The organism is Marinobacter sp. Hex_13 (assembly GCF_001566815.1).
GTDB lineage: Bacteria > Pseudomonadota > Gammaproteobacteria > Pseudomonadales > Oleiphilaceae > Marinobacter > Marinobacter salarius.
Genome location: NZ_LSMM01000006.1, coordinates 1 through 13,451, shown reverse-complemented (window position 1 = coordinate 13,451; position 13,451 = coordinate 1). Strand labels below are relative to the sequence as shown.

At 59.0% G+C, this 13,451-nt stretch carries 11 protein-coding genes; 3 read left to right on the top strand and 8 right to left on the bottom strand.

What is annotated here, in order from left to right; genetic code table 11:
- Window positions 1-180 precede the first annotated feature (180 nt).
- The 3 genes from AXW11_RS02935 to AXW11_RS02925 are packed head-to-tail and all read right to left on the bottom strand — an operon-like array spanning window position 181 to window position 3,087.
- The gene (locus AXW11_RS02935) at window positions 181-675 is read right to left on the bottom strand and encodes an acyl-CoA thioesterase (protein ID WP_036210582.1); all 495 of its coding nucleotides are present in this window, start codon (window positions 673-675) and stop codon (window positions 181-183) included.
- Window positions 676-716: 41 nt separating this feature from the next.
- Window positions 717-1,787, bottom strand: coding sequence for a M48 family metallopeptidase (locus AXW11_RS02930; protein ID WP_227544085.1), 1,071 nt, complete (start codon window positions 1,785-1,787; stop codon window positions 717-719).
- The gene (locus AXW11_RS02925) at window positions 1,765-3,087 is read right to left on the bottom strand and encodes a YjgN family protein (protein WP_091642717.1); all 1,323 of its coding nucleotides are present in this window, start codon (window positions 3,085-3,087) and stop codon (window positions 1,765-1,767) included. The genes AXW11_RS02930 and AXW11_RS02925 overlap by 23 nt, the downstream gene beginning before the upstream one ends.
- 194 nt (window positions 3,088-3,281) lie before the next feature.
- Here AXW11_RS02925 and AXW11_RS02920 point away from each other — a divergent pair, with 194 nt between their 5' ends.
- The 3 genes from AXW11_RS02920 (at window position 3,282) to AXW11_RS02910 (ending at window position 7,329) form a co-directional block, all read left to right on the top strand.
- Window positions 3,282-5,096, top strand: coding sequence for an SLC13 family permease (locus AXW11_RS02920; RefSeq protein ID WP_040474573.1), 1,815 nt, complete (start codon window positions 3,282-3,284; stop codon window positions 5,094-5,096).
- A 102-nt stretch (window positions 5,097-5,198) separates the two neighbouring features.
- A complete protein-coding gene (senA, locus tag AXW11_RS02915; protein WP_040474576.1) occupies window positions 5,199-6,575 on the top strand; it encodes a selenoneine synthase SenA in 1,377 nt (458 codons plus the stop codon).
- 10 nt (window positions 6,576-6,585) lie between these two features.
- A complete protein-coding gene (locus AXW11_RS02910) occupies window positions 6,586-7,329 on the top strand; it encodes a putative 4-mercaptohistidine N1-methyltransferase (protein WP_007154172.1) in 744 nt (247 codons plus the stop codon).
- On the opposite strand, the gene AXW11_RS02905 is transcribed toward AXW11_RS02910, so the two are convergent.
- The 5 genes from AXW11_RS02905 to purH all read right to left on the bottom strand — a co-directional run.
- The gene (locus AXW11_RS02905) at window positions 7,330-7,971 is read right to left on the bottom strand and encodes a methyltransferase domain-containing protein (protein WP_007154171.1); all 642 of its coding nucleotides are present in this window, start codon (window positions 7,969-7,971) and stop codon (window positions 7,330-7,332) included. It lies immediately after the preceding gene.
- On the bottom strand, window positions 7,971-9,545 hold the full coding sequence (locus AXW11_RS02900; RefSeq protein WP_091642718.1) for a cation:proton antiporter domain-containing protein: 1,575 nt from the start codon (window positions 9,543-9,545) through the stop codon (window positions 7,971-7,973). Before AXW11_RS02900 ends, AXW11_RS02905 begins: the two co-directional genes overlap by 1 nt.
- 111 nt (window positions 9,546-9,656) lie before the next feature.
- Window positions 9,657-10,598, bottom strand: coding sequence for an alpha/beta fold hydrolase (locus AXW11_RS02895; RefSeq protein WP_007154169.1), 942 nt, complete (start codon window positions 10,596-10,598; stop codon window positions 9,657-9,659).
- A 44-nt stretch (window positions 10,599-10,642) separates the two neighbouring features.
- Window positions 10,643-11,929 carry a phosphoribosylamine--glycine ligase gene (purD, locus tag AXW11_RS02890; RefSeq protein WP_007154168.1) on the bottom strand — a complete coding sequence of 429 codons (1,287 nt, stop codon included), beginning with the start codon at window positions 11,927-11,929 and terminating at the stop codon, window positions 10,643-10,645.
- 21 nt (window positions 11,930-11,950) lie between these two features.
- Window positions 11,951-13,451, bottom strand: a 1,501-nt coding sequence (gene purH / locus AXW11_RS02885; protein WP_286791792.1) for a bifunctional phosphoribosylaminoimidazolecarboxamide formyltransferase/IMP cyclohydrolase, incomplete at its 5' end; no start/stop codon positions are given.

Genomic DNA, 13,451 nt, shown 5'->3' with positions numbered 1-13,451 from the left:
TTAAGGTCATCAAACGGATGGCCTATGGCTACCGGGACAACGACTACTTCTTCCTTAAGATAAAAGCAGCGTTTCCCGGTAAAGTGCGATGAACCAAAAAAAAGCCCTGCCGGGATTCCGGCAGGGCTTTTGTCGTTTAAGGGGGTAAGGAAGGGCCATGGGGATAGGGAGTGGAATTCCTTAGTGGCGTTCACTCAGCTTCTTGCGGGTTTCCAGGCGACCTTCCCGACGGATTTCGGCGTTGTTGAAGCGGCGTTTCTCGTCGTCGGTTTCCGGCTCTACCGCAGGCACGTCCACGGGATTGTCGTTCTCGTCCAGCGCCACGAAAGTGAAAAATGCGGAAAGGATATGTCGGGATTCTCCGGTGTAGCTGTTTTCCGCTTCCACCCGAGCTCCGATTTCCATGGATGACCCCCAGCTGCGGTTCAGGGCAAGGCTGAACAGCAGGGTATCGTTGCCCTTGGCGGGCGCGCGGAAGTGAATGGAGTCCACCGCTGCCGTGACGCAGACATGGCCGGAGTGTCGTTCCGCCACCACCAGGGCCAGACGGTCGCACTTGGCCATAATCATGCCCCCGAACACCGTCTGATGTGCGTTCATGTCATTGGGAAAAACCTTGTAGACATGTTTGTCGATGGCAGAGGCCGCAACCGGCCTGGTGGGTCTGGATGGCATCGTGTGTGCTCCCTGTGATGAACGTATCGCTACTATACCGATCAGGGCGTCTGTTTAAAGCGTTCGATGCGCTCGCCCGTTTCCGGGTGGCTCGACAGCATGTCGCGAAGGCTGTCCCACCGGCTAGTGCCTTCCTCGGCCTCTGAGGAACGGTCCTCGCCATGAGCAGCCATCAGGCGCTCCATGATGGTAACGAAGTGGGTCGGGTCCAGGTCGTGGTCCGTCATTGCTTTCAGGGCATAGGCGTCGGCCTCCCGTTCCATGTCACGGGAGTAGGACAGGCTCATCATGACCGCCGGAACCACTACGGTTGCGTCGGAAAACGCAGACAGGTCACCGGTCATCATCACGATCAGCCAGAAAGTCAGTGACGATTGCACCATGCCTTTCATGCCATGGTTATGGGCGACATGGCCGATTTCATGGGCGAGGATAGCGGTCAGTTCGTTATCATCTTCGGCGAGGTTCACCAGATCGTCCGTGAAGATCATCGTGCCGTCCGGCAATGCCATGGCGTTGGCGCCGATGGCGGGAGACGAGCGGAAAATCACTCTCAGGTCTTTGCCCGCCACTGGCGTCAGGAAAGGCTCGAAGTGGGCCTGCAACGCCTGTTGGCGTTCCTCTGAAAGCGAAGAAGGTTCAAGCCAAGTGCTGTCCAGCGTGGTGAGTGTGGAGTCGCCAACTTGCTCCGCTATACTGTTCGGGAGTGCATTGGCCACGGCCTGGGCCGCCCAGGGCACGCCCCAGACAAACGCAGCGCCGGTGGTCGCAATCGTGACGACGACCGCAACCAGAATCAGCCCCAGGTGATTCTCCAGCGCGTGCAGCAGCCGATTGCCACGCCCCCGCCGGGATTGCCGGCTAAGCTGATCCACCGCGGCGTTGTCTTCGGTTTCAAAGACCCCATCGTCAGGCAGGTGGAGGTAGCGGGGGGTGTTGCCAATCCGTGGTGATATGGTCACATCGTCGTGCGCGAGGCGCAGTCGGGTGTCTCCCGCATCAACGATGATCACGCCAGCGGCGGAGCGCAATACTGCGCCCCGCCGGCTGGAGTCATTACCTGAATAGAACTGGCCTTCGATCGTGACTTCAGATGGCGGCGAAGTCGACATCGAAGGCATCTCCCAGTTCCTGTCCCAACGCGCTGGTGCGGTTCTGCTCGGCCGCAACGAAGTGGTTCAGGTCACCGCTGACCATCATGGCCGTGCAGGAAGCCCGATACCTTGCCATGCGCACCTTGGCCCAGGGGGTGAAAAGGCCAAGGGTGAGGACTACGAAGAAACTGTTGGACAGGTAAATCCATACCATTTGCAGCGGTTGCAGGCGGGATTCAAAGCCGTGACGGTCGAGGTGGACGGCATTGAGGAAGAGGTTTGAAATGCCCGCCATGAAATAGCCGAACAGTGTCAGGTAGCCAGCACCGGCAATGATCGACCCGACGGTAAAGCCGACATAGCGCATGGCGAGGAACGCCGCAACACCGAAGGCAATGGCGATCAGCAGGCCTTTTCCGAAGAAACGGTAGTAGGATCCGGTATCGGCTTTGAGCGCGAACTCGGTGGTGCCGTATCGGCTGCCGTTAGCGATGAATTCGTGGGTTTTCTTCATCACCAGTGGGGTAAGCAGCAACAGGGTCAGCATGTTCAGCAATGGCCACACAAAAGCCACCATGAAAGCCTGGCCATAGCGGCCCTGAAAGTCGAAGCGGATGTTGCGGTAGGCACTGTTGACGGCATTGAACCGCAGCGAGCGCACCATGATCCAGGGTACGAGGGGGATAAATGCGATGGCAAAGACCACGGCAGCTTCAACATACATCTCGGAAAGCACCACGTAGACAACCAGGACAGCCAGGGCAATCAATCGACCTTTGAGGATAGTGATCGGGCTGGCCAGGTACTGGAAACTGGCTCCATCGAGTTTGGTGTTGCCGTAGAAGTATTGATTGTTACGCACTGTGGCCCAGGCCGAATAAATGCCAAGGGTGACAATGGTCAGCAGGATGTTGACGATCCAGATTCCAAAATACTCGCGGCCGTTGCCGGTGAACTCCAGCGGTGTCTCCTGTTGTGGACCGGTCGGGGTGGCCGTTGTTGCTGGCTCGGCGTCTGACGGTGCTGGCGGTTGGGCGCCGTCGGTTTCCGGTTTGGGGTTTACAGCAGCGGCCGGCTGTTTCGCAATGTGTACATCGGCACCGGCTTTTGTCAGTCGCTCATGGTAAACCAGGGCGTCCGCGTGACTGAGCCCGGACTTGAGTGTCTTTGTGGCGCCGCTGAAAAGGCTTGCAGTGCGTTCGTCGGAGATCCGGAACAGGGCTTGTACATTTTCCCTGACCTCTGCGTCGTTGAATCCTTCGAGAATCCGCCCGGCAAACGTTATCTGATAGAGTTCGTTGTGGAGTTCCTTGGTCATGACGTCCCTTGTACCTGTTGTTCCCTGATGGGGTGTTCATGTCACCCGTTGTAATCGAAAGGTGTTGCTGCGCTCCTGAAAGACCGCTTCGGGAAGAAAGTTACCAGAAATTCATGCGGCATGCGCGATATCAGGCACAAAAAATCCATGTTAAACCGACGATAAACCGTCGGACGTAAAATTGAGGGGTAGGCGTGACCACAGAGCAGGGAATTGTCTTCGCAGTGTTGGGGGCCACGCTGGCTCTGTTCATCTGGAACCGGCTGCGGTTTGATGTGGTGGCCATGCTGGCGTTGTTGGCGATTGCCATTGCCGGGCTGGTGCCCACGGACGAACTGTTTGCCGGCTTTGGTCACCCCGCCGTGGTGACCGTTGCCGCGGTGCTGGTGATCAGCCAGGGCCTGGTGAATGGCGGTGTGGTGGACAACATAGCCCGGTTCCTGGGGAAGGTAGGGCACCGCCCCACCATACAGGTGCTTACCCTGACGGCGGTCGTTGCGCTCTGTTCCGGTTTTATCAACAACGTGGGTGCGTTGGCGCTGTTGATGCCGGTAGCGGTGTGGATGTCCAGGGAGGCAGGGCGCTCGCCCTCATTGCTGCTAATGCCACTGGCGTTTGGTTCGCTGCTTGGAGGCACCATGACGCTGATTGGTACGCCTCCGAATATTATCATCGCCAGCTACCGGGAAGGCACCGAAGCGTTCGGCCTGTTCGACTTTGCGCCGGTGGGCGCTGCGATCACCTTTGCCGGCATCGCCTTCATTGCCCTGATGGGTTGGCGATTGACGCCCAGAAGGGGCGACGAAAGTGGAGATGACGACAAGCTTTTTAGCGTCGGCGACTATTTGACCGAACTGAAAATCCCTGAAGGCTCTCCCCATGCCGGCGCGACACTCCACAACCTGCTGGCGGAAAGCGGGGAAGACCGGGACGTGGTGGTGCTGGCGCTGATTCGCGACGACAAGCGCCAGCTTGCGCCATCAACCTACAAGGTGCTGCAAGAGAACGACCTGCTTTTGGTGGAATCGGACACCGAGAGCCTGCAGGCGTTTCTCGACAACACCGGCCTGGAACTTGGTAGCCAGGATGACGCCGACACGGAGTCCGAAGAGGACAGTGCGGCACGGAAAAGCCGTAAAAAGGAACTGAATGAAGGCGAGGTGCAGCTGACCGAAGCAGTGATTACCCCTGAGTCTTCCCTGGTGGGGCAGACAGCCAATCGACTCAACCTGCGTGAGCGCAACGGCCTCAATATTGTTGCCGTTGCCCGACAGGGGCATCGGCTGAAGCGCCGTCTGGGGGATATTCGCTTCAATGCTGGTGATATTCTGCTGGTTCAGGGCTTCGAAGACACACTAACCACTACGCTGTCCAACATCGGTTGCCTGCCCCTGGCCGAACGTGGGTTGCGCCTGGGTTCTTCCCGCAAGACCCTGCTGGCATCCGGCATCTTTATTATCAGTATCGTTGCCATTGTCAGCGGTTGGCTGTCAGCCCCGGTTGCACTGGTGTCCGGGGCTGTGGCCATGGTGCTGACCAAACTGATCGACGCCCCCGATGCCTACCGGGCCATCGACTGGTCTGTGATTGTGCTGTTGGCGGCGATGATCCCGGTTGGACAGGCGTTGGAAACCACGGGTGGTGCAGAGCTAATCGCCGGCCAGATGCTGGCAATTGGTGACGGACTGGCTCCGTCGGCCGTACTGGTCATGGTTCTGGTGGGAACCATGCTGTTATCGAACGTGGTCAACAACGCGGCGGCGGCCATTCTGGTGGCGCCTATTGCGCTGAGCCTGTCCGCCGAACTTGGAATGGCGTCCGATGCTGTGCTGATGGCGGTTGCAGTCGGCGCGTCCTGCGCCTTCCTGACGCCCATTGGTCATCAGTCGAATGCGCTGGTAATGGAGCCCGGGGGCTATCGGTTTGGCGACTACTGGCGTCTGGGCTTGCCGCTGTCGATCCTGGTCACTGTTGTTGCCGTACCGATGATTATGCTGGTTTGGGGGTGATGAACGGTGATGAACGGCGATAGGCGCAAACATCGTGAGCGTTCCCTGTGCCAGTCCCTCTGTTATGCTGAAGGTGAGAAACGGGGAATCAACGGAGCCGACATGACGCAGAGCGAACAGGCGCAGAAAACAGAACTTCTGGCTGAGTTGGAGGCCACCCGCCACCGAACCTTTGAACTGGTTAGCTCCCTTAGTGAGGAGCAGCTTGAAGTGCCCTACCACCCGGGTGTAAACCCTCCCCTTTGGGAAATGGGACACGCGAGCTTTTTCTACGAAGTGTTCGTTTTTAACCTTCTGGATGGGACCCCAAGCTACGATCCATCCATGGACGACCTCTGGGATTCGTTTCACATCGATCACGGAGACCGTTGGAGTCGAAAGCTCTTCCCCGGTCGTGAGAAAACCCTTCAGTATTTCAACATCATCTACGATCGCGTTGCGTCGCGCATCGCACAGCAACCACTGACCGACGAAACCCTGTACCTCTATCGTTACGCCATTTATCACCAGAACATGCACATTGAGTCGATGACGTGGTGTCGGCAGACGGTTGCTCTGCCCGCTCCTCCTGGTTTTGTTGGCGCCTTGCCAGAACGCGCGGAGCCTTTGTCCGGCGATGCACTCATCCCAGGTGGCCGCTACCAGATCGGAATGCCGGGCGAGTCTGCCTGCTACGCCACCACCGACTTTGCCTTTGATGGGGAAAAGCCGCGTTTCGAAACCACGGTGGAGCCGTTTGCCATCTCCCGCACCCTTGTGTCCAACCGGGAGTTTCTGGCGTTCGTTGAGGATGATGGCTACCGGCGACCGGAACTCTGGTCTTTCGGAGGGCGCAAGTGGTTGAGTACCGAAACTGATATTTCCCTGGTGCATGGTAGCGCCCAACCAATGTTGCGGGAGCCCAGGCATCCGCTTTACTGGCGCCGGCACGAGGGCGAATGGCAGGAGCGTGTGTTTGACCGCTGGCAGGCCCTGAATCTGGATGCGCCTGTCGTCCACGTCAGCTATTGGGAGGCCGAGGCCTATTGCCAGTGGGCGGGCCGGCGCTTGCCAACAGAAGTGGAGTGGGAGGCTGCGGCACTGGGTAACCGGAGTGGCGAGGAATTTCGCCGTTTTCCCTGGGGGAATGAACGGCCAACTCCCGACCACGCGGATCTCGACGCCACCCATATGGCGCAACAGCCGGTATGGGATTATCCGGCGGGTGAGAGCCGCTCCGGCTGTCGCCAGATGATCGGCAGCGTCTGGGAATGGACCAGCAGTCAGTTTCTTCCCTACGACGGGTTCAGGGTCGATATGTACCCCTTCATGTCGACTTTGCAGTTCGGTGATCATAAGGTGACCCGGGGCGGCGGATGTGCGACATCATCATGCCTGATCCGGGGCACCTACAGGCAAGCCTACCTGCCCCTGCGCAACGACGTGTACACCGGGTTTCGCACCTGTGCGCTGTCGGATTCGGCTTCTGGTACACGCTGAGGATCTTGATATGAATGTCTATGAAACCGACGAACTACTCGGGCAGTACCTGGGGTTCCATTTTGGTGAAAGCCATTTCGGAGTGGGAAATTATCCCGCCCGTTGTGCCGGTATCTGCCAGGAATTGATGGCGGGCCGGGATAAACGACGAGCGCTTGACCTGGGGTGCGCGGTGGGTCGAACCGCCTTTGAGCTTGGGCGGGTCTTTGATCATGTGGTGGGAGTGGACCTTTCCCGCCGGTTTATCGATGCGGCGACTACCCTGCAGAAGACCGGAGAGATCGATTACTTCCGCCGCGACGAAGGGGAGCTTGGCGAACGCGTAGCCGTGAGTCTGAATGCCCTGGGGCTCGACCGGGCGACGGAAAAAGTATCGTTTGCCACCGGCGACGCCAGCAATCTGGGGCCGGAACACGTGGATTATGACCTGGTCTTCGCGGGGAACCTGATTGACCGTCTTCAGGATCCGGGCGCGTTCCTTGAAAACATCCATAGACGCCTGGCTCTGGGTGGCACCCTGGTGATCAGCTCGCCCTATACCTTGATGGATGAATTCACCCCGATTGCCAACTGGATTGGCGGATACGAACGCAATGGCCAGCCCTATACGGTCTATCAGGGTATGAAAGAGATACTCTCACACCATTTTGAAGAGAGTCAGCCGCCCAGGGATGTGCCGTTTGTCATTCGGGAAACCCGCCGTAAATTTCAGCACACCATTGCGGAGCTCAGTGCCTGGCGTCGAACCCGGTGATCAGTCCTGGCGAGTAAAAAAGGCCGTCTGGGTAGGGTGCCCAACGTCGGGTACGTAGTCTCCAATGCCTCCAAATCGCACGTCATAGCTATTGCGCTCGGCCACACCACGGGCCCAGCGCTGGAACTTGGGTCTGTCCCACTCGAATTTGTGGTCTTCCTCGCGGAATTCCCCCGGCGCCAGGTCGAACAGGGGGTTGTACTCCCGATTTGGCGTGGTCATGAACAGATACCCTGGCCGGTATTCGCCGAACACCGCACGTTCCACCCTTGATAGTTGCTCCGGCTGGACATGTTCAATGGTTTCCACCATGGCGGCCGCGTCGAAGCCGGTCAGGGTCGGGTTGCTCTCGGCGTAGGAGCCGCGGACCAGTCGGATTCTCGGGGGTTCCTCGCGCAGGTACTCAGCAAGCACAGCACGGGCCTGCTGCAGAGAAACGCCGGAATCCTCCAGGCCGGTTATGCTCTCGAACTGTTCGTCGGCCAGCATGCGGTAGAGCAGGGAACCGGAGCCGCAACCCAGGTCGAGTACGCGCTTTGCCCCGGTCGACTTCAGGGTACGCAATACGAAATCCAGACGTTCCTCGTGGAGGGAGGTCATCTGGGTCATCATGCCATTGTCCGGAACCTTGAGTTCGTGCATCAGGCGTTTGCGTTCTCCATTGGTGGTGGTGCCTGACGGTTGCGATGCAACACCTGGCTTGCCAGGGCGACACCGGTTTCACTCATCGTCAGGTAGGCTTCGTCCGCACCGGCTTCACGAATTCGTTCTGCTTCGTCGGCGTACAGGGTATGCGCCACGATATAACCAGTGAACCCCTTTTTTCGAAGGTTTCTGGCGGCGATCAGTTTGCCTTCAATGTCGCCCATGGCAAGTATGACGGCTTCAACCGCCGGCATGTGCAGCCCCTGCCAGAAAGAGATGTCCTCCGCGTCACCAAAGACCACATTGCGTCCTTCCTTCTGGTGTTTTTCCACCTTTGCCGGATCGGAGTCAAGCGCCTTGATCAGTGGCTCCTCATGAGCAAGCTGGTCGTAGGCGGCTGAGCCGGTGCGCCCCATACCCATCACGAGTAATCTGGTGTTACCCAGGGAGATGGGTTGCTCGTCGGGGTGGCGCCGCTGGCTTTCGAAACGAGCCAAACGAGCACTGAAGCGCTCATAGACCGCGTGGGAAAGCCGGTTCACGGGGGCAGACACCACGAAGGACAGTGCTACGGTGATGGCCAGGGGGACCAGCCACTCCGGCAGGGCGACACTGGCCACAATAAGGCCAAACTCGCTGTAGTTGGTCAGTGACAGGGCGCTCAGGAAACTGCTGCGTGAGCGCAGGCGGAACGCCAGCAACAGGAAGAAAAACAGAACCCCTTTCAGGGGCACTACTAGTAGCGCTACGGCTGCAAATAGCAAAGCGTCACCATCCGGCAGGCCGCCGATACCAATCTGCAGGAAAAAGCCCACCAGGAACATTTCCTTGACGCTCCAAAGCGACTTGGCCAGTTCCTGGGCACGTGGGTGATTGGCCAGCATGGCACCCAGCACCAGGGCGCCAAGCTCCGAGCTCAGCCCCACCGCTTCAAAACCGAGCCCACCAAGGACCAGGGCCAGCAGGAGTCCAAGCAGGACCAGCAACTCATCGTGTCCACTGGCGTCCAGAAGTCTGAACAGCAGAGGTCTGAGCAGGGGCAGGCCGAAGACGACCAGTGCCCACTGGGAGGGCGTCTGGCCAGCGGCCAGGCTCATCACCACGAGGGCAATCAGATCCTGCATGATCAGGATTCCGATAGCGACGCGCCCATGGAAGGCTCTTAATTCACGCTTGGTCTCCAATACCTTGGCCACCAGCACCGTACTGGAAAAGGAGAGCGCAATGGCGAGCAAAAATGCGGTCTGCCACGTGAGCTCCATCAGCAGATAGAGGCCGGGGGTAAATACCGCACAGGTGATGCCAAAGTGCAGCAGACTGCCACCGATGACTTCAGGGCTGATGATGGAGCGTAGCTTCAGCTTCAGGCCGACGGTAAACAGCAGCAACAGGACGCCGAGGTGGGCAATGTGTTCAAGAACATTGGTGGCTTCAATGGCGAGGCCAGTGGCGGCAGAGAGGCCGCTCAGCACAAACCCCGCTGCCAGGTATCCCACCAGGGGCGGCAGGCCAATGGCTTTGACCGTCAGGCCGAGGACAAAGGCAAAGGATATCCATAGTGCTTCGGGCATGGGTCACGTCACGGTTAAGAAATACGGCTCTGGCAAGGCTACCGTGTTTCTGTCGGGCCGTGTAGTCAAAACTGACTTGTCGTGCCAGTTACGACTCGTTGGCGATCAGTTTCACTGGCCGGTGGCGGTTGCCACGAACTCGCGGAACAAGCGTGCGGATTCTTCCGGCACCTCGACCATGGGAGCGTGGCCGACGCCTTCCAGAAGCACTTTACGGGCATCGGGGATTCGCTCGACGAACACATCAGCGTTGCGATAGTTGATCACCCGGTCTTCCATGCCCCAGATCACCAGAACCGGTGCCTGGATGCGGGTGATGGCGTTGCGGAAGTCGTCCTCGTAGCCGGTGTCCCGGATGGCGTCGAAGATCACTTCGTTGACATCACGGTTGGCGATGGCCTTCTCTTCCATAACATCGTAGATGGGCCAGGGCACAAAGGGTTTCTTTTCCAGCGCAAAATCAACCAGGCGCTCAAAGTCGCCCTCCTTAGAGGGAATTAGCGGATTGTCACCGCCCATGACCAGGCCCACCAACTCACTGTCGTACTCAAAAATGCCCGCCGGATCGAAAAGGACGGCGGTGTGGATCTGTTCCGGATAGGTCGCTGCATAGAGAGCGGTGATGGCGCCGCCCATGGAGTTGCCTATCATGTGCGCTTTCTCGATGCCCAGTGCATCGAGAATCCTCGCCAGATGCCCGACCTGATCCTCGAATCGATACCCCAGGTCCAGCTCCTTGCTGCTGTCACCATGGCCGGGCAAATCGATGGCATAGACGTTGAATTCGCCCGTCAATTGCCTCGCCAGCCGGGTCCAGTTGTCCTTGTTGGCACCGAAACCATGAACGAGAACGAGGGTGTCGCCATCCATTGGCTCTGCATTGCTCAGGTAGGCAATGGTCATCTCGCCAACGGTGATATTGGATTCCTCCAGCCCGGCGCTGGAACGTTCCCAGCCAATGGCATTGTCATACAGAGCCTGACGGGAACAGGCACTGATCATCAATGTGATGATCAGTATTGCGATAATCGACAGGACAGATCGTTGGGCCATCAGAGCGTTCCTTGCGAAGAGTGGGCAGATTCGGGCCTGGGTTATCAGGTGTTTTCCCTGGCAATGGCGCGATAGGCAATGTCCTTGCGATAGAAGGCACCGTCCCAGGAAATACGCGCCGCCACCTCGTAGGCGCGTTTTTGTGCCTCAGTGACGGTATTGCCCAGGGCCGTGGCGCACAGCACTCGTCCACCGTTGGTGACCACCTGCTCCCCGTTCAAACGGGTACCGGCGTGGAAGACCTTCTCACCCTCGGTTTCCGATTCTGGCAGCCCGGAAATGACGTCACCCTTGTTATAGCTGCCAGGATAGCCGCCTGCGGCCAGAACAATGCCCACGGAAGCGCGCTCGTCCCAGTCTGAACGGCACTGGTCAAGCTTGCCGTAAATGGCGGCACCGCAGAGTTCCACCAGATCCGATTTCATCCGCAGCATGATGGGCTGGGTTTCCGGATCGCCAAAGCGGCAGTTGAATTCAATAACCTTGGGGGCACCTTCGCCATCGATCATCAGGCCGGCGTACAGGAATCCCTTATAGGGATGGCCTTCCGCCGCCATGCCGCGAACGGTGGGATAGATTACCTCATCCATGATTCGCTTATGGACATCCTGAGTGACCACTGGAGCCGGGGAGTAGGCACCCATGCCGCCGGTGTTGGGGCCGGTGTCGCCATCGCCCACGCGTTTGTGGTCCTGGGAGGTGGCCATGGGCAACACATGTTCGCCATCCACCATCACGATAAAACTGGCTTCCTCGCCGTCCAGGAACTCCTCGACCACCACGCGGCTACCGGCATCGCCGAAGGCATTGCCCGCCAGCATGTCGCGGATGGCATCTTCGGCTTCTTCCAGCGTCATGGCGACAATCACACCTTTGCCGGCGGCAAGGCCATCGGCTTTTACCACGATGGGCGCACCTTGCTTTCGAACATAGTCCAATGCCTGGTCCACGTCGGTGAAATTGGCGTAGGCGGCGGTAGGGATGTCCTGACGGTCCAGGAAGTCCTTGGTGAAGGCCTTGGAGCCTTCCAGTTGCGCGGCACCGGCGCTGGGGCCGAACACCCGCAAACCGCGCTCTTCGAACAGGTCCACAATGCCATCCACCAGCGGCGCCTCGGGGCCGACAATGGTCAGGCCCACATGGTTGGCCGCGGCAAAGTCCGCCAGACCGTTGAGGTCCATGACATCAATGTTGATGTTCTCCAGGCCGGGTTCGCGGGCGGTGCCAGCGTTGCCCGGCGCGACAAATACACGATCCGCGTCCGGTGATTGGGCGGCTTTCCAGGCGAGGGCGTGTTCGCGACCGCCGGAGCCAATAACAAGAATATTCATGGTCGGTTCCTGTGTGTCGGATTAGTGCCGGAAGTGGCGCATGCCGGTAAACACCATGGCAATGCCGTGCTGGTTGGCAGCGTCGATCACTTCCTGGTCGCGCATGGAGCCGCCTGGCTGGATCACGGCGGTAATGCCGGCTTCAGCGGCGGCGTCGATACCATCCCGGAACGGGAAGAAGGCGTCCGAGGCCATCACCGAGCCTTTGACTTCAAGGCCTTCGTCGGCGGCCTTGATGCCGGCGATTTTCGCGCTGTATACCCGGCTCATCTGGCCGGCTCCCACGCCGATGGTGCGCCCGGCCTTGGCGTAAACGATCGCGTTGGACTTGACGTACTTGGCCACTTCCCAGGCGAACAGCAGATCGTTCAGCTCCTGCTCGGACGGTTCGCGCTCGCTGACCACCTTGACGTCTTCCATCGCCACCATGCCCAGATCGCGGTCCTGAACCAGAAGGCCACCGGTGACGCGCTTGTAGTCCAGGGACTTGGCGCGCTCGCCATCAAATTCGCCGCAGGCCAGCAGGCGGACATTCTTCTTGGCGGCAACCAGCTCCAATGCCTCCGGCGCGATGGTTGGGGCGATGATCACTTCCACGAACTGGCGGTCAATGATGGCCTTGGCAGTTTCCGCGTCCAGTTCTCGGTTAAAGGCAATGATGCCGCCAAACGCAGAGGTGGGGTCGGTGGCGAAGGCCAGGTCATAGGCCTGGAGGATATCGGCACCGATGGCAACACCGCAGGGGTTGGCGTGCTTGACGATCACGCAGGCGGGATCGGCGAAGGGCTTGACGCATTCCAGCGCGGCATCGGTGTCGGCGACGTTGTTGTAGGACAACGCTTTGCCCTGGAGCTGTTTGGCCGTGGCAATGCAGGCCTCCCTGGGGTTGCGCTCGGTATAGAAGGCAGCACGCTGGTGGGGGTTCTCTCCGTAGCGCATGTCCTGAACCTTCAGGAACTGGGTATTGAAGGTACGAGGGAAATCAGCGTTGTCGTTATCGGCGGTGCGACCACCAAGATAATTGGCGATAGCACCGTCATAGCCGGCAGTGTGCTCGAAGGCCTTTACAGCCAGGTCGAAGCGCGTGGTGTAGCTCAGCTCGCCGTCGTTGGCCTCCAGCTCTTTCAGAACCCGGCTGTAATCGGAGGCGTTCACCACAATGGCCACATCGTTGTGGTTCTTGGCGGCCGCGCGAACCATGGTTGGCCCGCCAATGTCGATGTTCTCAATGGCGGTGGCGAGATCGCAGTCCGGCTTGGCAACGGTTTCCTCGAAGGGGTAGAGGTTTACAATCACCATGTCGATAGGATTGATGTTGTGCTCCGCCATCACCGCGTCGTCGATGCTGCGACGCCCCAGGATGCCGCCGTGGATTTTCGGGTGCAGGGTTTTAACACGGCCATCCATCATTTCCGGGAAGCCGGTGTAGTCACTGACTTCGGTGACGGGTACCTGGTTTTCCTTCAGGAGGCGAAAGGTGCCACCGGTAGAGAGCAGTTCGATGCCGCGATCGGTCAGTGCA